The organism is Fusibacter tunisiensis (genome assembly GCF_016908355.1).
GTDB lineage: Bacteria > Bacillota > Clostridia > Peptostreptococcales > Acidaminobacteraceae > Fusibacter_D > Fusibacter_D tunisiensis.
Map to the genome: position 1 here is coordinate 39,823 of NZ_JAFBDT010000001.1, position 21,048 is coordinate 60,870.

Genomic DNA, 21,048 nt, shown 5'->3' on the forward strand with positions numbered 1-21,048 from the left:
GCGGATTTCCGCTCTTATTTAAGTGGAGGCTGTACATGTATGCAGATGTAATATTACTGAGAAGTACTGGGGACTTGGATATGACCTTTACCTATCGAGTTCCCGATGAATTGAAAAGTAAAGTCATACATGGTGCAAGGGTTATTGTCCCATTTGGGGTTTCAAAATTCAATGAGGCCATTATTTTTAAGACCTATAAAAGTTTAGAGACACCTGTTTCTTATAAGGTTAAAGAAATTGCCTATGTGTTTTCTGATGGTGTTTTTTTGACGGAATCGGAACTTGAATTAATTGAAACCATTCATAATTTATATTTATGCAGTTATACAGAAGCGGCACAATTGTTTATGCCAATGGGCACTTTAACACATCAATATCGGGTGTTCTATCCATGTTTTACAGAGGACTCTGATTTGACGCTGTCAGAATGTGAACTGAAACTATTGAAAACCATTGAATTGGAACCAATTTCAGAAGATAAACTCATTGGGATCTGTTCGGATAACAAACGGAAAAATGCGCTTAAAAGGTTGATTGCACTTAAATTGATTAAATATCAAGTCCAGTTTGAATCGGTTGTTAAAGACCGTTATGTTGAATGGATTGAACCAACTGAAACCTTAGGTGATTTTTTGAAGTCTGTTCCTAACCGATATAAAGCACAGAAGAGTCTAGGTCAGTATATGCAAGGTGTTGGAAGTGCAAAACGTCTTGATGTACAAGATGCGGTAAAGGTTTCAAAAAGTGTTGTAGACCGCTTGGTTGATTTGGGACATTTGAAAGTGACCCACAAAGAAGCTTTGAGAAAACCAGAGTTTATGAATGCCAACACTGAAAGTAAGGCCATTCATCTTTCTGTAGAACAAAAAAGCGCCTATGATGCAATTCTAAGTGGTTTCTTTAAGGACCATCAGCAAGAATTTTTGTTGCATGGTGTTACGGGGAGTGGCAAAACTGAGGTCTATGCTGAATTGATAGAATCGGTAGTGAAAAATGGCCAAAAGGCTATTTTGATGGTTCCCGAGATCGCTTTAACCCCTCAAATTGTATCCAGGTTTGCTGCTAGATTTGGTTCTGATCGGATTGCGCTTATACATTCTAAAATTTCACCTGGTGAAAAATATGATCAGTGGAAACAAATTAGGGCAGGGCAATTTGATTTGATCATTGGGGCGCGTTCAGCAATATTTGCACCTGTGACATCACTGGGATTGATTATATTGGATGAAAGCCATGAAAGCACCTATAAATCTGAAAAAAGACCTAAATACGATACTTATGAAATCGCCAAGATGAGAATAGAAATGTCGGGTGGTATTTTGATTTCTGGCTCTGCGACACCTTCTATTACAGAATATTATAGTGCGCTTTCTGGGGAACGCGCTTTAGTGAAGTTGGATTCAAGATATAATGCTCAAAAAGTACCTGAAATTGAAATTGTAGATATGCGTGAAGAACTTGTGGCTGGGAATCGATCAATTTTAAGTGAGCGGTTGTATCAAGCTATTGAAACTCGACTGGAACGTAAAGAACAAACAATTATTCTCTTAAATCGAAAAGGGCATTCTACTTTTGTTTCTTGCAGAAGTTGTGGGTTTGCGCTTGCGTGTCCCAATTGTGATGTGACACTTACGTATTTCAAAGGCGAAAAAACAGTCCGATGCAACTATTGCGGGTATGAGAGTTATGTACCAAAAAAATGCCCTTCATGTGGGAGCGACTATTTTAAGTATTTTGGTGTGGGGACTGAAAAGGTTGAAGAAGAATTGAGGACACTTTTTAAAGACGCTGTAATTTCAAGGATGGATCGAACGACAACTCAGCGAAAAGGCAGTATTGAAAAGATTATTACCGATGTTGAAACGCATAAAACAGATATTTTAATTGGAACTCAAATGGTTGCAAAGGGTTTTAATTTCAAACGGGTGACTTTAATTGGAATATTGTCTGCTGACTTAATGTTAAATTTCCCGAGTTTTCAGTCTTCAGAACGTGCGTATCAATTGTTCAACCAAGTGGCTGGCCGCGCAGGCAGAGGCGATATCCCAGGACAAGTAATCCTTCAAACGTATGTTCCGGATCATTATGCAATCAATCATACAGAGTATGAGGCCTTTTATAGGCATGAACTCGATTTTAGAAAACAAATGCGATATCCACCGTTTTCTAGAATTGTAAATTTATTATTTTCCAGTAAGGAAGAAACATTGGCTGAGTCTTTTGCAAAAAAATCCAGAACATATCTGAATCAAAGGATTTTAAAAAATCGTTTACAAAATGAGATAGAAATTTTTGATGCAAATCCTGCATTATTAAAGAAGATTGATGGCAATTACAGGTGGCAAGTTTTAATAAAAGTAAATCCTGCACACATGGATTTTGTGCGTCAATATGTAAAAAACCTTGAAAAGAGGCTGTCAAAGGAATCAAAGTGTAAATTAAACGTGGATTTGAACGCGTCTAATATATTATAATAGTAACTGTAAAAATATTTAGGAGGCTGAAAATGGCAATAAGAACAATTAGAACGGATGACGATCCGGTGCTTAGAAAAAAATGTAGAGTGGTTACTGAATTTGATGACCGTCTTAGAATATTGGTTGAAGACATGATAGAAACCCTGCATTATGCAGATGGCGTAGGCCTTGCTGCACCACAAATTGGTATTTTAAAAAGGGTTGTCGTTATTGACCTTTATGATGATAAGGGGCCAGTAACGCTGATTAATCCAAGACTATTGGCTTCAAAAGGATCGCAAATCGAACAGGAAGGGTGCTTGAGTTTGCCGGGCCAATCCGGATATGTTGAAAGGCCTTCTGAAGTGCGTGTAGCCTATGAAGACTTAAATGGTGAAAGTCATGAAATAGAAGGACAGGAACTGCTTGCACGGGCTCTCTGTCATGAAATGGATCATTTAGAAGGTGTGCTTTATATTGATAAAGCAATTCCTGAATCTGAACTGGATATTGAAGAAGTTGAGGCGACGTATTGATGAGAGTTGTATTTATGGGCACACCGGAGTTTTCAGTCCAAACATTGGAAGCCTTATTGGAAAAGCATAATGTTGTTGGGGTTTTTACCCAGCCAGATAAGCCGAGTGGAAGAGGAAAAAAACTCACAGCGCCTCCGGTTAAACAGGTTGCAACGCACCACGGGTTGAAAATTTACCAACCTGATCGAATCAAGACAGATTCCTGGGTAGAGGTACTAAAAGACCTATCTCCAGATGTGATTGTCGTTGTGGCTTATGGACAAATATTGTCCAAAGAGATACTTGAAATTCCACGATTGGGCTGTGTAAATGTACATGCTTCATTATTGCCAAAATATCGTGGTGCTGCACCAATCAATTGGGCGATTGTAAATGGGGAGACTGAAAGTGGTGTAACAACCATGCAGATGGATGAAGGGCTTGACACTGGAGATATGCTTTTAAAAGAGAGTGTTCCAATTACTGCTGAGATGAATGCCCAAATGTTGCACGATGCACTGGCAAATTTGGGCGCAAAACTACTAATCAAAACGTTGGACCAATTTGAAAAAAATGGGATAAACCCAACACCACAGGATTCAGATTTATCCAGCTATGCCCCAATGTTAAGTAAGGACGTTTCGAAACTTGATTGGACGGAAACTGCAAAACAGATTGTTGACAAAGTTAGAGGGTTTGATCCATGGCCTGTTGCACATACAACTTGGCAGGGGAAGATGCTAAAAATATTTAAGGCGTCTGTCTCTGAATGTTTTGATGAAAATTTACTTCCAGGCCGTGTTATTGATTTGACCAAGGAAGCCATTATTGTTTCTGCAGGTCATTCAGCTGTTGCGGTAAAAGAAATTCAATGGGGCAGTGGAAAACGTATGCCTGTTGAAGCGTTTTTACTTGGACATGATGTGAAGCTAGGGGACGTTTTTGGAGATAAGGAGGCGTAATTATGTATTTTGGAGACGGTAGTTTTTTCATATTGATTGGCCTTATGCTTTTGGCTTCGGTTGCAAGTATGCGGGTAAAATCAACTTTTAATAAATACCATAAAGTTCGGAATGTGCGAGGATTAACCGGTGCTCAAGCAGCAGAGATGATGCTTAGACAAAATGGTGTGAATGATGTTCGAATAGAACGGGTAAACGGGTATTTGTCAGACCATTATGACCCACGGGCAAAGGTGATTAGATTGTCTGAGCCTGTTTATGACAATCCTTCTGTTGCATCGGTAAGTGTCGCATGCCACGAAGCAGGTCATGCACTTCAACATGCGATGGGGTATACACCTTTAAAATTAAGGACGGCGATTCTTCCTGCTGCTCAACTTGGAACTAAAGCCTTATGGCCACTATTTTTTGCAGGAATTATATTGTCCATGCCACCTTTAATTACATTTGGGATTATATTTTTTTCTTTCTCTGTTTTATTTCAGTTAATTACTTTGCCGGTTGAGTTTAATGCCAGTTCAAGGGCTTTAAAAATAATGGACGAATCAGGTATATTGGCCATGGAAGAAAATGTACATGCGAAGAAGGTTCTAAATGCAGCTGCAATGACTTATGTTGCTGCCGCAGCAATGGCCATTGGTCAACTGGTTAGGATGATTCTTTTGAATCGTGGGCGTGATTAAAAAGCATTACCCGGCGATTTAGCCGGGTTTTTCTTTTTTTGGGATTTTAAAAACAATATGGAAAAAAATGTCTTCAACATCATAAGCCAATATGATATAATGAACTTCTAAATTAAGGTATACTTATATTGTCTAGGTCTTAATGACTATAAATAAACAAGGAGGTAAGGATGGCCTGGAGAGACACTTGGAAGAACAACGTAAACACAGTAGAAAAATTAAAAGATTACATTGACATTGCACCAGAAGACAAACAAGATTATGAAAAAATAATTAAGAATTATCCGCTTTCATCAACAACTTATTACTTGGACTTAATTGACCCTGAAGATCCAAAAGATCCTATTCGCCTCATGTCGATTCCCAGTATAGAGGAATTTGACTTAAGTGGGGACTTCGATACAAGTGGTGAAGGACAAAACACTAAAATGCAAGGATTGCAGCACAAATACCACACCACAGCCTTATTGCTTTCCACAAACAAGTGCGCCATGTATTGTAGGCATTGTTTTAGAAAGCGCCTGGTGGGAACTGCCAATAATGAAACCCTTTCCTTTATCAATGATGCTGTTGACTATATTAAGGCACATAAGGAAATCAACAATGTTCTGATTACGGGTGGGGATTCTTTTATGATAGAAAATGACTTGATTGAGACATACTTGGAAGAGCTATCCAAGGTGCCACATATAGAGTTTATTAGATTTGGGACACGAACACCTGTGGTTTTCCCTGAAAGAATCTATGACGATAAAGAATTCTTGGGCATATTAAGAAAATACAGTGAGAAAAAGAGAATATATGTCGTGACACAGTTTAATCACCCGAAAGAACTAACAGATGAAGCCATGAAATCCATTAAAGCATTACATGACATTAATATAATTGTAAACAATCAAACTGTTTTACTTCATGGGGTCAATGACAAACCAGAAGTTATGGCAGACCTTCAAAATGCACTTGTACAAAAAGGAATTGTCCCTTATTATATCTTTCAATGTAGACCGGTTAAGGGTGTGAAAAATCAATTTCAGTTGCCACTTGAAACGGCTGTACATGTGGTTGAGGAAGCCAAAAAATTAATGCATGGACATAGTAAAAGAATTAAATTTTGCATGAGTCATATTACTGGGAAAATTGAGATTTTAGGCGTTTATAAAGGTGAGATGATGTTCAAATATCACCAAGCAAAAAACATTGAAAATGCTGGAAAAATCTTTTCTGTTAATTTGGATCAAGATCAAGCTTGGCTTTCAGAGGCGGATATTGTGTTTTCTGAATAATTTTAGGTATTGCCCTTCATTCTTCGGTGTGGAGGGCAATTGTTATTTACATGAAAACGAATTTATTCTACAATGATATAATAGAATATGATATTTGATAAAATGAATAGATGGTGACTATATGAAAATAGAAGCACGAAAAGAAAGTGTTAAAATTTTAAGAAAAATTGATGTTGAGGGCTCATTTTCTCATTTGACATTAAATGACGCCTTAAGCAACCCTGAATTGTCTGATATGGACCGTCGATTTATTATGTCCATTGTTTATGGTGTGCTTGAAAACAAACTTTTGCTGGATTATTATATTCGAAAATTATCCACTTTACGGTTTGGAAAAATCAATCATGAAATCGTAATTATTTTAAGAATGGGGCTCTATCAACTGATTTTTATGGATAGGGTACCTGATTCAGCAGCTGTAAATGAAAGTGTCAAGTTGGCTAAAAAAATTGGAAACCGTTATGGCGGGTTCGTAAATGGAATTTTGAGAGCGTTTATTCGAATGCAAAAAACCATAGAACTCCCAGATCGCAAAAGGCACCTTTCCACACATTTGAGTATTTTATATTCTCATCCGGAATGGCTGGTTGAAAAATGGCTTAAGGCATATGGAGCGACGTTCACGGAAGCACTTTTATCCGCAAACAATAGTGTGCCTGAATTGTGGGTTCGTGTAAACACGCTTAAAACTGATTCAGATACCTTGATCAAGGATTTGGCAGAAGAAGGTGTTGATTCACATAGTGCCACGATATTGCCTGATGCACTACAAATTAAAGCAAGCCATTCACAGCGAATTGAGACTTTAAAAGCCTATAAGTCTGGTTTGTTTTCAGTACAGGATATAAGTTCTATGAGTGTTGGCGCGATTTCGGGTGTACAGCCAGGAGATTTTGTGATTGATGTTTGTGCTGCGCCAGGTGGAAAGTCCACGCATATGGCACAATTGATGTCAAATAAGGGGCGTATACTAGCGAGAGATATATCGCCTCAAAAAATAGGCTTGATTCAGGAAAATTCAGAGCGTTTGGGTATAGATATTTTAGAAGTTCAAGTTTTTGATGCAATGAAGTACGATGACACATTGACTGGAACTGCAGATGTTGTTCTGGTAGATGCCCCTTGTTCCGGATTTGGAATTATTCGCCGCAAACCGGATATTAAATACAATAAGTCAGAGGCAGACTTACAAGCTCTGACTGAGATTCAATTTAAAATACTTGAAACAGCCTCTGAATATGTTAAGCCAGGAGGTGTATTGATTTACAGTACGTGTACGATAAATGATGAAGAAAATGGCGCTATTGTACATGAATTTCTAAGGCATCATCCACAGTATGTGCTTACACCGGTATCTGGTGTTCCTGGTGTAACGGAAGAAGGGACTGTACAATTATTTCCGAACGTGCATGCGTCGGACGGCTTTTTTATTGCAAAAATGACTAGAAGAAACAATTGAGGTGTCTATGAATGTAAATGGATTAACAGATCGCGGCGTTAAGCGCAGTAATAATGAAGATTATTTTATAGTAAACGAAGCACTAAAACTCTATATTGTTGCAGATGGCATGGGAGGCTACAAAGCGGGTGAAGTTGCTGCTGAAATTGCTGCAAAAACCATTTCAAATGAAATTGAGCGTCGAATTCATGAAAATACATTTGAATTTCAAACGCAGATTGATGAAATTTTGGCGATTGCCAATCAAAGTATACTGGATTATGTCGAAGAAAATCCGGCGTGTCGTGGCATGGGCACAACCATAGTTGTGGTTTGGATTGACAATGAAACGTTGCACGTTGCCAATGTAGGTGATTCAAGATGTTATGCACTTTCGGATAATGCATTGATTCAACTGACGAAAGACCACTCTTTGGTTGCAGAATTGGTAAAAATTGGGAGTATTAGTATCGAGGAAGCGGAACAACATCCTGATAAAAATATTATTACAAGTGCTTTGGGCGTTGAAACTAAGTTTGACTTGTTCAAACAGGCGTTTGCAATAAAGAAGTATGCGTACTTGCTGATTTGTTCTGATGGACTTACCAATATGGTGTCATCAGAAGAAATTCTACGCATTTTTAAGACAGCAGAGTTTAACGTAATTCCAGCAAAATTAATTGAATGTGCCAATAACAACGGTGGTAAAGACAACATCACTGTTATTTGTGTTGATATAAAAGGAGGACGTATATGACTCGTAACGGTGGGTCTACCGGGCATATACTTAGCAATCGGTATGAAATTCTCGAGGTTTTAGGAACTGGTGGAATGGCAACTGTCTATAAGGGCAAGGATTTGATTTTGAACCGCCTGGTTGCAATTAAAGTACTTAAAACAGAATATAATTCTGATGCAGAATTTGTAAATAAGTTTAAGAAGGAATCTCAAGCTGCAGCAAGGATGTCTCATCCTAATATTGTAAACATATTTGATGTGGGATTTAGCGATGACCATCACTATATTGTTATGGAGCTTGTAAGTGGGAATACCTTAAAAGATTATTTGGATCAAATGAATGGCTATATGAAAGAAGAGGCCATTATTAATATCGTTTTGCAGGTAGCTTCAGCGCTAAGTGAAGCCCATTCTAAAGAAATTATACACAGAGATATAAAATCTCAAAATATCCTTGTGGGTGAAAATGGCAGTATTAAAGTTGCTGACTTTGGCATTGCAAGAGCTGCGACAACGTCAACTCTAGTGAATACGAGAGAAATTATTGGATCAGTTCATTATGCGTCTCCAGAACAAGCGAGAGGTGGCTATGTAGATGCAAGAAGCGACATTTATTCAACTGGAATCATGATGTTTGAAATGGCAACGAGGCGTTTGCCCTTTGAAGGGGAGAGTCCAGTTTCCATTGCTCTGATGCAAATTAAGGACGATTTACCAGATCCAAGAGCATATAATCCTGAAATCTCTAAAGGATTGTCATCCATTATATGTAAAGCTTCTGAAAAAAGTCCTTCACTGCGGTATCAAAACATGTCTGAATTTATACATGATTTGAAAATGCTTCAACGGGATAAGGATTTTGTTGCTGAACTCGGCAGTGCCGTTTCTCAAGAAACAATGGTGATTCCAAAAGTGTCAGACGACACGATTAACATGCATAAGCCGGTTGTTCGGAAAAAGCCTGTGATGGAAACAAAACTGGAAGATGAGAGGCTTGATGAAGTGAAAGGTGTTAATAAAATCAATATGACGCTGATTATTTTGTCCGCTCTTATTATGGCCATACTTGTTTTTGGAATATTTGCATTTGGACGATTTAAAGCTTTTTTTGAAGTGGAAGAAGTGTCTGTACCAATGGTTGTAGGCCTCCATGTGGATGAAGCGGTAACACAAATTACTGCGCTTGGCCTTGTTGCTGATGCAACAGAACGTAGATTTAATGGAGATGTTGAATTGGATCATGTTATCTCGCAAAATCATGAATCAGGTGATGTTTTAAAAGAGGGCAATATTGTAAAATTGGTTATATCAAATGGCGCAGTACAGGGGTTGGTTCCAAATGTTAAACAGCAGGATTTAAAAGAGGCGCGTATTATTATTGAAGGCAATGGCTTTGAAGTTGGTCGAGTGGATTATGAGTTCAATGATTTTCCAGAGGGGATGGTGATTGAACAATCGCCAAAATCGGGTGTTCGTCTTGGTGAAGGCTCGGTTATAGATTTGGTGGTTAGTCGAGGTCCTGAAATCAAAACTTATATTGTGCCTTCTATTATTGGCAATACAATTAGAGAAGCTGAAATAACTTTAAATCAGTTGGGCTTAAAGCTAGGCTCTATATCTTATGAATTGAGTGATGCCTACGATGAGGGGCAAATTATGGCTCAAGAGTTCCTTGGTGAAGAAGTGAAACAAGGGACTGAAATACCAGTAGTGGTCAGCAATGGACCTGAAACCTTGCCAATTGAAACCTCGCCAGACGGCACACCTATTGAAGGTGAAACAACTGAAGGGGAGACCACTGAACTTAATTTAACCATTCCGTTAAATGTCGACAAGTTTTCTGATGAAACTGAAACCATACGCATTGAAATGTTAAATCAAGGTGTTGTGACGGTTATTTATGAAAATGTGCATTCAAAAGCAGAGGGTCCTGAAATTTTTATACCAGCAAAAGTGAGTGGTACAGGAACTGCGATTATATCGGTTTATTATGGTGATGTTGTTGGTTATGAACAGGAAATCGAATTTTAATGGATGGTGTGAATGAAACAAGGAATAATAATCAAAGGAATTGGCGGGTTTTATTATGTGAAATCTGATGAAGACGTGTATGAGTGTCGCGCAAGAGGCAAGTTCAAAAATATAAATGTAACACCTTTAGTTGGAGACTATGTTGATATTTCTGTTCTAGATGACCTAAAAAAAATTGGGGTTGTAGAGGAAGTACACCCTAGAAAGACTGAACTTTTACGTCCAAGTGTTTCAAATGTAGATCAAGCCATTATTGTATTTTCCATTAAAGACCCCATGCCCAATATGATGCTTTTAGACAAGATGCTTGTTTTAGCTGAAAATTCAGGTCTGGAAATTGTGATTTGCTTTAATAAGGGGGATTTAGATTCGGCCTATGATTATGAAGCTGTGAGTCATGATTATCGGAAGGCAGGATACACGACATTGAAAACCTGTGCCATAACAGGTGAAGGCGTGGCGGCGTTAAGCAGTATACTAAAATCCAGAATTTCAGTTTTTTCAGGGCCTTCAGGGGTAGGCAAATCATCCTTACTCAACGCCATTGAAGCAGGATTTACACTTAAGACAGGCGCAGTTAGTGAGAAGATTAAACGTGGAAAGCACACCACCCGTCATTCAGAACTGATGGAACTTAAACAGGGGGGATGGGTAGTAGACACGCCAGGATTCACGTCTTTAAGCATGCTTGAAATTGATCCGGATGAACTTTGGGAACTTTTTCCCGATATTCGTGAACGCGCTGAAGACTGCAGGTTTGACAATTGTTTACATTTAGATGAGCCAGGTTGTGCGGTTAAAGAAGCTGTCTTTAGTAAAGAATTGTCTCCTCAGCGTTATGAATCCTATGTTTATTTATATAAAGAAATCGTCGATCAAAGGAGGAAGTTTAGGAAATGGTAAAATTAGCACCTTCAATATTATCTGCAGATTTTTCGAAATTGCTTGAACACGTTCAAGAGGTTGAAGCAGCAGGGGTTGAGTACTTGCACATAGATGTTATGGATGGTCATTTTGTCCCAAACATTTCGTTTGGCGCACCAATTTTAAAATCATTAAAAGGCAAAACGAATTTGTTTATGGACGTTCATTTGATGATTGAAAATCCTGATTTATACATTGAAGACTTTGTTAAAGCAGGCGCAGATTTAATCAATGTTCACATTGAAGCTTGCCCACATATCCATAGAACCATTCAACTGATTCGTTCATTTGGTGTTAAAGCGGCAGTGGCTTTAAATCCAGGAACTCCATTATCTAGCATAGAAGAGATTCTACCGGATCTTGATATGGTTTTAATCATGTCAGTTAACCCTGGATTTGGTGGACAAAGTTATATTGACAGTATGACGGATAAAATTAAGCGGTTAAAAGATATGATTCAATCAAAAGGTTTGGTTTGTGACATACAAGTAGATGGTGGTATTAAACTTGATAATGTTAAAGCTGTTGTTGATGCAGGGGCAACTGTTATTGTAGCTGGATCAGCAATTTTTAACACACCAAGTATTGATGAAACAGTAAAAGCCTTTAGAAAAGTGTTATGAAAACAGGGCTAGTACTTTTAGGTGGGCCTATGTCCCTTTCAGATTATACACCTAAATGGTTAGAGCTTTTTCTAAGTCTTTACGATTTTCAAGAGGTAGTGGCTGTAGATGGTGGCCTTAAATATGCTGAAAAATTAGGACTAGAACCAACCCTTATTCTAGGTGATTTTGATTCTATTTCAAGCATTGACTATTATACACACAGATGGCCCTTAGCAAAAGTTGTGAAGTTTCCTTCAGAAAAATCAATGACAGACGCTGAATTAGCATTTGAGTGGATGCTGGATAATGACATAGAAAACGTTTGTGTTTTAGGTGGATTTGGTGGACGCGTTGATCATATGCTGGCAAATGTGTTTTTAATGGAGCAATTTAGCCAATTGGACCTTATGTTCTTTGACCCTCAAAACATTGTGAAACGGCTTAAGGGCCCTGGAAAGTGGCTTGTGGAAGAGACGCCATTTAATTTAAAGTATATGTCTCTTGTACCTTTGATGGGGCAGGTTTCAGGTGTGAGCTTGAGCGGGGTAAAATATCCGCTCGATCTAGCAAAAGTAGAGTTTGGTCAGACACTAGGGATTAGCAATGAGATTACAGCAGATCATGCAATTGTGAAAATTGAAGAGGGCACTTGTTTGTTAATTCAGTCCAGTGACAAAAAATAAAAGATCGAGGCTACAGCCTCGATCTTAATTTAAGATTGAAAGTTTATTAAACCGCTCTTTCAACTTTACCTGAACGCAAACATCTGCTACAAACTTTAATGCGCTTAGTTCCGCCATTAACAGAAGCTTTAACACTTCTTAAGTTTGGAGTCCAGGTTCTTCTATTGTGATTGTTGGCATGACTGACAGTATTACCAGACATTTTACCTTTTCCGCATACATCACATACTTTTGCCATTTATGACACCTCCTTCGAGTGATTGACTCACAACATAACAAAAATATTGTATCAGAGCAATGTTGGTTTTTCAAGTAGAATTTTCTTTGTTTGTCTGTTTTTTTTGATTATTTTGTGCTTGAGGGTGGTATTATCTTGATATTCGCGTCATCATACTATAAAATAAAGTATGAATTCATTGTTCGAAAGAATTTAAGGAGGAAACTATGTCCATAAAAATGACCAACTCTTTTGGTGAAATAGCGATTAAAAATGATGTTATAGCAACCATCGCTGCTGTGTCAGCTATGGAATGTTATGGGCTTGTTGGAATGACATACAAATCAACAAAAAATGGGATAGCTAAATTGTTGAAGGGTGAACATTTGTCGAAAGGTGTTGAAATCATTCCTGAAGAACATGGTGTTGTGATTAACTTATTTGTAATTGTACAATTCGGGACAAAATTATCAGTTGTCGCTGAAAATATTATTGATAAAGTCAAATACAATGTGGAGACACAGACAGGGTTAAATGTGCTGGAAGTGAATTTAAACATTGAAGGCGTAAAAGTACAAGAGTAGTAGGAGGATATCAAGTGGAACATAAAACCATTAATGCTCAAATGCTTGCCAAAATGTTTAAACAAGGCACGTATGAGCTGAATCGAAATAAAGAAGTCGTTGATGCGCTAAATGTTTTTCCAGTGCCAGATGGCGATACTGGAACCAACATGTCATTAACCATGAATTCTGCTGTTGAAGGACTTTCTAAAGCAGATTTTGAAACCGTTGATGAGGTCGCAAAGTCAATTTCAAAAGGATCTCTAATGGGAGCCAGAGGTAATTCTGGTGTTATTTTGTCTCAAATTTTTAGAGGATTTGCAAAAGGGTGTAAAGGAAAGAAAGAACTGAATTCACAAGAACTGTGTCTTGCTTTTAAAGATGCTGCAGATACAGCCTATAGCGCTGTTTTGAAGCCTGTTGAAGGCACAATCTTAACTGTGATTCGTGAAATTGCTGAAAAAGCTATAGAGTATCAAGAAGACTCTTTAGATATTGTTGAATTGTTTGAACTTTTAAACAAACGCGGTGAAGAGACACTGGCAAGAACACCTGAAATGCTACCAGTGCTGAAACAAGCTGATGTTGTGGATGCTGGTGGTAAGGGATTGCTTTTTATTTTAAAAGGGTGTGAGGACGTATTAAAGGGACACGAACTTTCTGAAGAGGTTTTATCCAAAACAGCTTCGGCACAGTCACCTGCCCAGTCCTTCCTACGTACTGAAGATATTGAGTTTGGATATTGTACTGAATTCATTATTGAAACCAATAAAACTGAATCTGAAGGTTTAGGCCTAAAAACAGCAATTGAAAAATTGGGTGACAGCATGGTTTTTGTTCAGGATGATGATTTGATTAAAGTTCATATCCACACCAATAATCCTGGCGTTGCACTTGAAGAAGCACTTAAATATGGCGCTTTAAAGAAAATTAAAATTGAAAACATGCGCGAACAGCATAGCAATATTATTGAAGGGGCACACGCGTCCTATGAACAAGAAAATGTTTCAAAAATCCCTTATGATGAAACATTTGGATTTATAGGTGTGTCTATGGGTGAAGGCTTTTCAGATATCTTTAAAGATCTAGGTATTCTTGGAAATATTGAAGGTGGTCAAACGATGAATCCAAGTACTGAGGACTTTATGAAGATGATTGAAGAATGCCCGTCAGCCCATATTTTCATTTTTCCAAATAACAGCAACATTATCATGGCAGCCAATCAAGCGAAAGAATTGTCAGAGAAGGACATATGGGTAATTCCAACTAAAACAATGCCGCAATGTATTACCGCGATGCTAGAGTTTGATCGAGAAGCATCTCCAGCTGATAATTATGAGCTCATGCTAGAGAGTCTCAGTTCTGTAAAAACGATACAAATCACATACGCTGTACGGAACACAACCTTCAATGATATGGCAATTGAAAAGGATGATTATCTTGCAGTAGCGGATGGTGAAATTAAAGATGTGGGCAAGAATCAATCTGAAGTTGTATTAAATGCTATTGAAAAAACAATGACGGAAGATTCTGAAATGCTCTCCATTTATTATGGGGCAGACGTTTCGGAGTTAGATGCAAATGATTTAGCTGAAAGTATTTCTAATAAGTTTCCAAATTTAGAAGTCGATGTTTTTTATGGCGGTCAGCCAGTTTATTATTTTGTCATGTCATTGGAATAACAATTGATTTGTAAGCGCTTCAAATATGGGATTATTTGGGGCGCTTATTTTATAGTGAGGGCAATCATGTTGGATACATCTGTTGATAAGTTGTACGGTGTTGGTGATCGAAAACGAAAACTGCTTGAGAAAATAAATATTAGAACGTTTGGTGATTTGTTAATGGCTTACCCGCATCGCTATATAGACCGCAGACGCGTCATTTCAGTTTCGGCTTTAAAAACTGGGGCGCTTGGATGTATTGAGGCAAAAGTAGTAGAAGTTCAACAAAAGCGGGCAAAAAAAGAAATTTTAAGTGTTACTGTAGAATCTCATTTTCACCAAGGCGAGATGGTGTTTTTCTCACCAAAGTATTTGAAAAATGCATTTGAAGTTGGACAGTCGTATTATTTTTTTGGGAAGATGGATAAGACTGGGATGTTTTTTAAAATGCTACAGCCGGAGTTTGCTAAAGTTGGCACAAAAGGATTTTTGGGGATTATTCCAGTTTATCCCTTAACCGCAGGGATATCCAACAAAGAAATGATTGCCTATAAAAAAGGTGTGTTAAGTGCTTTACAAGGAAAAATAATGGAGAATCTTCCCGAGTTTGTTGTACAGGAAGCGAAGCTGGTCACGCGTATGACGGCGTTCACTCAGATTCATTTTCCAGACTCTGCAGAAGCGTATAAGGCAGCAAAAAGACGGTTGGTTTTTGAGGAGCTGTTTATTTTACAATTAAAGTTGATGCTTCTTAAGCAAAATTACCACAAGCCTATTAAAGCACCTTACACCATACCGGAAGATTTCGAGTTCTGGATAAGCCGTTTGCCATTTCAATTGACACAGGCACAAAAACGAACTTTGGATGAAATTAAAACAGACATAACAAGTGGTTATGCTATGAATCGGCTGATACAAGGCGATGTAGGATCTGGAAAAACCATACTGGCTTTTGCAGCTATTTTTCTGGCAGTATTAAACCATAAGCAAGCAGTACTAATGGCACCGACTGCTTTGCTTGCAGAGCAACACTATGAAGGCTTTAAAAAAATATTTGGAAACACCATCACAGTTGCTCTTTTAACCTCAGACGTAAAGGCTAAAAATAAGGAAGCACTAAAAAATCAGATTGCTTTGGGTGATATAAAAGTTGTGATTGGGACCCATGCCATTATTCAGGAAGATGTTGTTTTTGAAAGCTTAGGTTTGGTTATTACCGATGAGCAGCATAGGTTTGGGATTAGGCAACGTATGAACGTAGCATTGAAAGGCAATCAACCCCATACTTTAATTATGTCTGCTACGCCTATACCAAGGACTTTATCACTGATTCTTTATGGGGATATGGATGTTTCTTTAGTTGATGAATTACCTGAAGGTCGTAAACCTATAAAAACGCACTTTATTAAGCCTGAAAAGGTTTCGGATATGTATGGGTTTATTGATAAACGCATTCAAGAAGGACGCCAAGTTTATGTGGTGTGTCCATTGGTCGAAGATTCTGAGGCTATAGATCTGACCTCTGCAACAGGCCACTATGAGCATTTGAGAAACCGTTTTCCAGATTATGAGATTGGTCTTGTACATGGAAAAATGAAATCAAGCGAGAAAGAAACAATCATGAAAGCATTTCATGAAAATAAAATTCAAATTTTGGTATCTACAACGGTTATTGAAGTTGGCATTAACGTTCCCAATGCAACGATTATGGTGGTTATGGATTCTGAACGGTTTGGTCTTTCTCAGTTACACCAACTTAGAGGGCGCGTTGGTAGAGGTGAGGTACAATCGTATTGTTTTTTACTGAGTGAAAAATTGGGAAAAACGTCAAAAGAGAGGATTGAGTCGCTTGTTAATTCAAGCAGTGGATTTGAAATTGCTGAAAGAGATTTGATGTTGAGAGGACCGGGTGAAGTTTTTGGACTTAAACAGCATGGGCTTCCTGAGCTCAGGCTTGCCAGTTTAATTGAAGATAAAAAAACATTAAAGGAAGTTCAAAAATATGTTAAAATGATAATTGCAGAATATGAAATGAACAATGTACAAGTTAAACGCTATATTCAGAAGCTTTCCAATGAATTAGAAACTTGGTTTACTTTATAGATGAGAATGGATGTGATTTTTTGAGAGTGATTTCAGGCAGCGCACGTGGGATAAAGTTGCTGACTATGGACGGATTACAAACTAGACCAACAACGGATCGTGTTAAGGAATCCATATTCAATATGCTTCAAACCTATATATTTGATAGCCGCTGCTTAGACCTTTTTTCAGGCTCAGGTGCGCTTGGAATTGAAATGCTTAGTCGGGGTGCGAGACAGTGTGTTTTTGTAGACTCAAATCTAGAAGCCATCCGATGCATTCGAGAAAATTTAAAAAAAACAAAATTAGACCATCAGGCAGAAACGGTTTGTAAAAATGCAACACAATTTGTGGAAACATATGATGGGGAGGCATTTGATTTTGTTTTTTTAGATCCGCCTTATTTTCAGAATTTGATTTTAAAGAATGTCTTGGAATTAGAGCGGAGAAACCTAATTACAAATGATACTTTTATTGTGGTAGAATACGGAACAGGTGATCCTGAAATTGACGCGTTAAAAGAATATTTCAAAGTTTATCGAGAAAAGACATATGGCAAAATTTCAGTTATCATACTAAGGAGGCAGGATGAAAACAGTAGTATATCCCGGTAGTTTCGATCCAGTGACACTTGGCCATTTGGATGTTATTGAAAGAGCAAGCGCTGTTTTTGGCCACGTTGTTGTTACAGTAATGATTAACAGTACGAAGACGCCTATGTTTACTCCAGAAGAACGGGTTGCTCTCCTTAAAGAGGCAACAGGTCATCTTGATAATGTGACAATTGATTTTCACAAAGGCTTATTGACAGATTATTTAAGAGAGAGAAATCTTAATATTTTAGTCAAAGGGCTACGCGTTATCTCTGATTTTGAAGCTGAATTTCAAATGGCAAGCGTGAATCGCAAATTGCTTGCCAATTTAGAGACTGTATTTATTATGACGAAAACAGAATACATGTACTTGAGTTCAAGTATTGTGAAGGAAGTTGCGCAATATGGTGGGGATATTTCGAATTTTGTTACACAAGGTGTTCAAAAAGCCATTGAGCGAAAAGTGGGAGGGTTATAATGTCAAATTCAAAAAGTCAAGAAATGGAACTTAAGGTATTGGAACTGTTGGATGATTTTGAAGACAAGTTAGAGAGTGCACCAACTGTTCCGCTTACAGGAAAAATTTTAGTAGATCGTGAAGAATTCCTTGAAATCTTAAAGGATATTAATATACTTTTACCAGATGAATACCAACATGTCCGATGGATTAAGTCTCAAAAACAGCAGATTATTGAAGATGCAAATAAATTAGCTCAAGAACTCATAACAAATGCACGACATGAAGAACTTAAAATTGTTGAACAAGCAAAGGCACAAGAAAATGATATATTAATGAATGCGAGTTTAAGATCTCGAGAGATGATTGATGAAAATGACATTGTTTTAAAAGCGAGACAACGCGCAGACCAGATTGTTGAAGAAGCGGAAATACGCGCTGAAGAAATAAGAAGAGGTTCGTATGAGTATGCAGAGGAAATTATGAAAAAAGTGGCCTACAATATGTCGAAAGTTTTGCATACAGTAAATGAAAATTTGGAAGAGTTAGAAGAATACAAGTAAATGGTTGAAAGAGTTGTTAGACACCTATTTTAAGGCTGTCAAACAACTCTTTTTATATGATTGGATCAAACACGAATAATCTGTTCAAGATAATCTCGGCCTCCGCGCTTTAGAATTTGCGAATTTTGACCTAATGCGTAAAGGTTGGAAGCGCGAACATCAAGTTCAATTAATGGATTTGTTTTCAAACTTTTTTCCATTCGATTCAAGTTTGTGATAATTGGCAAACTGGCACTAGATTTCATATTTTTAACAATTTTTTGACCGATTGAGTCCATTCCAAGTAATCTTAAATAGCCAAACTTTTCTAAATTGCAGTCAAAGGGTTTAATGCCTAAAAAAATATTGAGAAGCATACGGTTTAGTTTTGTTTCTGCGTATCTTTTGGATTTTAGAGCATTAATTAAATCGCTGTAAGTTGTTGTTTGGTTAATAACGTTGACAATTTTATTTTCCAATCCTTCAGTAACTTCTCTGTACTGGCGCAATTCAATTGGTGTCAGACGTCTTAAGAGTGAGAAAATTTGATTTTCAAATGTTTCAATATTTACTGGCATATAGGGGGTGTTTTCTATAACTTTAACTGCCTGTGGTGGCAAGTGGTTTTTGAAATTAAAGTCAACGGTTGGGTCAAAATATTTTTCTCTGATTGCAGATGCGCTGGAAATATCATGGTATAGATTGGTATCATGGTAAGCGCTACCTACACGTTTAATTAACAGGGGGCTGATTTTACTGTTTAGACGTATTAGATGCTTGAGGTATTCAATACCAAGAATCATATTGGGCTGGTTTAAGTTGATGTCCGTCCCCATATGCTGATTAATTGCTATGTTTCGAGCTTTTGCAAAAGAATGACCGATTTGAAGTTGATTTTTGAGTAGATTTTTATAGGCCATTGGTTCATTGGCTAAAAGTGTGGCGATTTTGGTGATTTCATCAAGTGAATCCACTTCTGAACCAAAGGATAGGTGTGTGACAACACCAGTTGCATTTAGAAGAGAGATTGCACCTTTTGCAAAATCTTCAGCACTTGCAGTTGCATAAAAAGTGGGTAATTCAAGAACGAGATTAACGCCTGATTGTAAAGCCATTTCTGCGCGTGTCCATTTGTCTAGAAATGCAGGAAGACCTCGCTGGACAAAGTTGCCACTCATAATTGCAATTACACCATCTGCATTTGTTAACTCTAGACTTTTATCGATTTGATATTTATGACCTTTATGAAAAGGGTTGTATTCAGAAACGATCCCAATTATTTTCATCAATTCCTCCATTTATCTTGAAAATTGCCTTAATTACATTATAATATATATGTGTGACCGAAAGCACTAAGAATTTATCTTACGTTAGAAACGTGATATACAAGGAGGACATTAAATGAACGTATTGGTTATCAATTGTGGCAGCTCATCTTTAAAGTATCAATTGTTTGACATGAAAAATGAGGCTGTTCTTGCAAAGGGTTTGGTGGAAAGAATCGGAATTGAAGGTTCAAGATTAAAGCATGAAGCAGAAGGCAAAGACAAACAGGTTATTGAAGTTCCAATGCATAACCATAAGGATGCGCTTTCACAAGTTCTATTTGCGCTTGAGCACCCTGAATATGGTGCAATCCAGTCTCTTCAGGAGATTAATGCCGCTGGACACAGAGTGGTTCATGCCGGTGAGAAATTCAGTGCATCTGTAGTTGTTAATGATTCTGTTGTGGCTGCTTTGGAAGAGTGTATAGAAATTGCACCTTTACACAACCCACCAAATATCATTGGCATTCGTGCCATTCAAGAATTGCTTCCAAATATTGAGAATGTGGCTGTTTTTGATACTGCCTTCCATCAGACTATGCCAAAGTCCGCTTATGTGTATGCGCTTCCATATGAATACTATGAAAGAGATCATGTGCGTCGCTATGGCTTCCACGGTACAAGCCATCGTTATGTTTCTCAAAGAGCTGCAGAGATGTTGGGCAAACCACTTGAAGAGACAAAAATCATCTCTTGTCATCTTGGAAATGGTGCATCCATTGCGGCAATTAAAGGCGGAAAATCAATAGATACGTCTATGGGATTTACACCACTTGAAGGCTTGGTAATGGGCACAAGATGTGGCGATATTGATCCTCAAATTGTAACGTATATCATGGGTAAAGAAGGACTTTCGTTAGATGAAATGAACAACATCATGAATAAAAAGTCAGGTGTTCTTGGAATTTCGGGTGTAAGCAGTGACTTTAGAGATATTGAAGAGGCGGCAGAAGCAGGAAATGAAAGAGCTATTTTAGCACTTGATATTTACCATGACAATGTCCGTAAGTATATAGGTGCCTACGCAACTGTTCTTGGTGGCGCTGATGCCATTGTATTTACAGCTGGTCTAGGTGAAAATGGTGCAGAGAGCAGAGAAGAAATATGTAAGGGCCTTGAATTTATGGGGGCTATACTTGATAAAGAAAAGAACAAAGTAAGAGGTAAGGAAGCATTTGTAAATACAGAAGATTCTAGTGTAAAAATCATGGTGGTTCCAACAAATGAAGAGTTGATGATTGCCAGAGATACATTGGAACTTTTAAAATAATCTCTTGAGATGTAAGT

The 21,048-nt window shown here is 37.8% G+C and carries 20 protein-coding genes; 18 read left to right on the forward strand and 2 right to left on the reverse strand.

Annotation, left to right across the window (positions count from 1 at the left end):
* Window positions 1–35 precede the first annotated feature (35 nt).
* From priA to JOC49_RS00265, 11 genes are all read left to right on the forward strand, one after another.
* On the forward strand, window positions 36–2,474 hold the full coding sequence (priA, locus tag JOC49_RS00215; RefSeq protein ID WP_204661048.1) for a replication restart helicase PriA: 2,439 nt from the start codon (window positions 36–38) through the stop codon (window positions 2,472–2,474).
* Window positions 2,475–2,506: 32 nt separating this feature from the next.
* Window positions 2,507–2,992, forward strand: coding sequence for a peptide deformylase (def, locus tag JOC49_RS00220; RefSeq protein WP_204661050.1), 486 nt, complete (start codon window positions 2,507–2,509; stop codon window positions 2,990–2,992).
* Window positions 2,992–3,933, forward strand: coding sequence for a methionyl-tRNA formyltransferase (gene fmt, locus JOC49_RS00225; RefSeq protein WP_204661051.1), 942 nt, complete (start codon window positions 2,992–2,994; stop codon window positions 3,931–3,933). Before def ends, fmt begins: the two co-directional genes overlap by 1 nt.
* A 2-nt stretch (window positions 3,934–3,935) precedes the next feature.
* Window positions 3,936–4,616, forward strand: a complete 681-nt coding sequence (locus JOC49_RS00230) for a zinc metallopeptidase (protein ID WP_204661052.1) — start codon at window positions 3,936–3,938, stop codon at window positions 4,614–4,616.
* A 170-nt stretch (window positions 4,617–4,786) separates the two neighbouring features.
* On the forward strand, window positions 4,787–5,899 hold the full coding sequence (locus tag JOC49_RS00235) for a KamA family radical SAM protein (RefSeq protein WP_204661053.1): 1,113 nt from the start codon (window positions 4,787–4,789) through the stop codon (window positions 5,897–5,899).
* Window positions 5,900–6,020: 121 nt separating this feature from the next.
* Window positions 6,021–7,358, forward strand: a complete 1,338-nt coding sequence (gene rsmB / locus JOC49_RS00240; protein WP_204661054.1) for a 16S rRNA (cytosine(967)-C(5))-methyltransferase RsmB — start codon at window positions 6,021–6,023, stop codon at window positions 7,356–7,358.
* Window positions 7,359–7,365: 7 nt separating this feature from the next.
* Entirely contained in the window at window positions 7,366–8,094 is a 729-nt protein-coding gene (locus tag JOC49_RS00245; protein ID WP_204661055.1) for a Stp1/IreP family PP2C-type Ser/Thr phosphatase, read from the forward strand.
* Window positions 8,091–10,106 carry a Stk1 family PASTA domain-containing Ser/Thr kinase gene (gene pknB, locus JOC49_RS00250; protein ID WP_204661056.1) on the forward strand — a complete coding sequence of 672 codons (2,016 nt, stop codon included), beginning with the start codon at window positions 8,091–8,093 and terminating at the stop codon, window positions 10,104–10,106. The genes JOC49_RS00245 and pknB overlap by 4 nt, the downstream gene beginning before the upstream one ends.
* A gap of 12 nt (window positions 10,107–10,118) precedes the next feature.
* Entirely contained in the window at window positions 10,119–11,009 is an 891-nt protein-coding gene (gene rsgA, locus JOC49_RS00255) for a ribosome small subunit-dependent GTPase A (RefSeq protein WP_204661058.1), read from the forward strand.
* Window positions 11,003–11,653 (forward strand): ribulose-phosphate 3-epimerase, encoded by a 651-nt coding sequence (gene rpe / locus JOC49_RS00260; RefSeq protein ID WP_204661059.1) that lies wholly within the window; start codon window positions 11,003–11,005, stop codon window positions 11,651–11,653. Before rsgA ends, rpe begins: the two co-directional genes overlap by 7 nt.
* Window positions 11,650–12,318, forward strand: coding sequence for a thiamine diphosphokinase (locus JOC49_RS00265; protein WP_204661061.1), 669 nt, complete (start codon window positions 11,650–11,652; stop codon window positions 12,316–12,318). Before rpe ends, JOC49_RS00265 begins: the two co-directional genes overlap by 4 nt.
* A 46-nt stretch (window positions 12,319–12,364) precedes the next feature.
* Here the strand turns inward: JOC49_RS00265 and rpmB are convergent, their stop codons facing one another.
* On the reverse strand, window positions 12,365–12,556 hold the full coding sequence (gene rpmB / locus JOC49_RS00270) for a 50S ribosomal protein L28 (protein ID WP_204661063.1): 192 nt from the start codon (window positions 12,554–12,556) through the stop codon (window positions 12,365–12,367).
* Window positions 12,557–12,762: 206 nt separating this feature from the next.
* Here rpmB and JOC49_RS00275 point away from each other — a divergent pair, with 206 nt between their 5' ends.
* The 6 genes from JOC49_RS00275 (at window position 12,763) to JOC49_RS00300 (ending at window position 18,457) form a co-directional block, all read left to right on the forward strand.
* Entirely contained in the window at window positions 12,763–13,119 is a 357-nt protein-coding gene (locus tag JOC49_RS00275) for an Asp23/Gls24 family envelope stress response protein (protein WP_204661065.1), read from the forward strand.
* A 14-nt stretch (window positions 13,120–13,133) separates the two neighbouring features.
* A complete protein-coding gene (locus JOC49_RS00280) occupies window positions 13,134–14,780 on the forward strand; it encodes a DAK2 domain-containing protein (RefSeq protein WP_204661067.1) in 1,647 nt (548 codons plus the stop codon).
* A 66-nt stretch (window positions 14,781–14,846) separates the two neighbouring features.
* Window positions 14,847–16,865, forward strand: coding sequence for an ATP-dependent DNA helicase RecG (gene recG / locus JOC49_RS00285; RefSeq protein ID WP_204661069.1), 2,019 nt, complete (start codon window positions 14,847–14,849; stop codon window positions 16,863–16,865).
* 26 nt (window positions 16,866–16,891) lie between these two features.
* Window positions 16,892–17,458 (forward strand): 16S rRNA (guanine(966)-N(2))-methyltransferase RsmD, encoded by a 567-nt coding sequence (gene rsmD / locus JOC49_RS00290; protein WP_341534638.1) that lies wholly within the window; start codon window positions 16,892–16,894, stop codon window positions 17,456–17,458.
* The gene (gene coaD / locus JOC49_RS00295) at window positions 17,433–17,915 is read left to right on the forward strand and encodes a pantetheine-phosphate adenylyltransferase (protein WP_204661071.1); all 483 of its coding nucleotides are present in this window, start codon (window positions 17,433–17,435) and stop codon (window positions 17,913–17,915) included. The genes rsmD and coaD overlap by 26 nt, the downstream gene beginning before the upstream one ends.
* Window positions 17,915–18,457, forward strand: coding sequence for a hypothetical protein (locus JOC49_RS00300; RefSeq protein WP_204661072.1), 543 nt, complete (start codon window positions 17,915–17,917; stop codon window positions 18,455–18,457). Before coaD ends, JOC49_RS00300 begins: the two co-directional genes overlap by 1 nt.
* A 65-nt stretch (window positions 18,458–18,522) precedes the next feature.
* Here JOC49_RS00300 and JOC49_RS00305 read toward each other — a convergent pair whose 3' ends face one another.
* On the reverse strand, window positions 18,523–19,722 hold the full coding sequence (locus JOC49_RS00305) for a nucleotidyltransferase (RefSeq protein ID WP_204661073.1): 1,200 nt from the start codon (window positions 19,720–19,722) through the stop codon (window positions 18,523–18,525).
* A 115-nt stretch (window positions 19,723–19,837) separates the two neighbouring features.
* Between JOC49_RS00305 and JOC49_RS00310 the strand changes: the two genes are divergently transcribed.
* Window positions 19,838–21,031, forward strand: a complete 1,194-nt coding sequence (locus JOC49_RS00310) for an acetate/propionate family kinase (RefSeq protein ID WP_204661074.1) — start codon at window positions 19,838–19,840, stop codon at window positions 21,029–21,031.
* Window positions 21,032–21,048 lie beyond the last annotated feature (17 nt).

Coding starts and splice junctions, on each gene's coding strand:
- priA (WP_204661048.1), top strand. CDS start 36: ATGTATGCAGATGTAATATTACTGAGAAGTACTGGGGACTTGGATATG.
- def (WP_204661050.1), top strand. CDS start 2,507: ATGGCAATAAGAACAATTAGAACGGATGACGATCCGGTGCTTAGAAAA.
- fmt (WP_204661051.1), top strand. CDS start 2,992: ATGAGAGTTGTATTTATGGGCACACCGGAGTTTTCAGTCCAAACATTG.
- JOC49_RS00230 (WP_204661052.1), top strand. CDS start 3,936: ATGTATTTTGGAGACGGTAGTTTTTTCATATTGATTGGCCTTATGCTT.
- JOC49_RS00235 (WP_204661053.1), top strand. CDS start 4,787: ATGGCCTGGAGAGACACTTGGAAGAACAACGTAAACACAGTAGAAAAA.
- rsmB (WP_204661054.1), top strand. CDS start 6,021: ATGAAAATAGAAGCACGAAAAGAAAGTGTTAAAATTTTAAGAAAAATT.
- JOC49_RS00245 (WP_204661055.1), top strand. CDS start 7,366: ATGAATGTAAATGGATTAACAGATCGCGGCGTTAAGCGCAGTAATAAT.
- pknB (WP_204661056.1), top strand. CDS start 8,091: ATGACTCGTAACGGTGGGTCTACCGGGCATATACTTAGCAATCGGTAT.
- rsgA (WP_204661058.1), top strand. CDS start 10,119: ATGAAACAAGGAATAATAATCAAAGGAATTGGCGGGTTTTATTATGTG.
- rpe (WP_204661059.1), top strand. CDS start 11,003: ATGGTAAAATTAGCACCTTCAATATTATCTGCAGATTTTTCGAAATTG.
- JOC49_RS00265 (WP_204661061.1), top strand. CDS start 11,650: ATGAAAACAGGGCTAGTACTTTTAGGTGGGCCTATGTCCCTTTCAGAT.
- rpmB (WP_204661063.1), bottom strand. CDS start 12,556: ATGGCAAAAGTATGTGATGTATGCGGAAAAGGTAAAATGTCTGGTAAT.
- JOC49_RS00275 (WP_204661065.1), top strand. CDS start 12,763: ATGTCCATAAAAATGACCAACTCTTTTGGTGAAATAGCGATTAAAAAT.
- recG (WP_204661069.1), top strand. CDS start 14,847: ATGTTGGATACATCTGTTGATAAGTTGTACGGTGTTGGTGATCGAAAA.
- coaD (WP_204661071.1), top strand. CDS start 17,433: ATGAAAACAGTAGTATATCCCGGTAGTTTCGATCCAGTGACACTTGGC.
- JOC49_RS00300 (WP_204661072.1), top strand. CDS start 17,915: ATGTCAAATTCAAAAAGTCAAGAAATGGAACTTAAGGTATTGGAACTG.
- JOC49_RS00305 (WP_204661073.1), bottom strand. CDS start 19,722: ATGAAAATAATTGGGATCGTTTCTGAATACAACCCTTTTCATAAAGGT.
- JOC49_RS00310 (WP_204661074.1), top strand. CDS start 19,838: ATGAACGTATTGGTTATCAATTGTGGCAGCTCATCTTTAAAGTATCAA.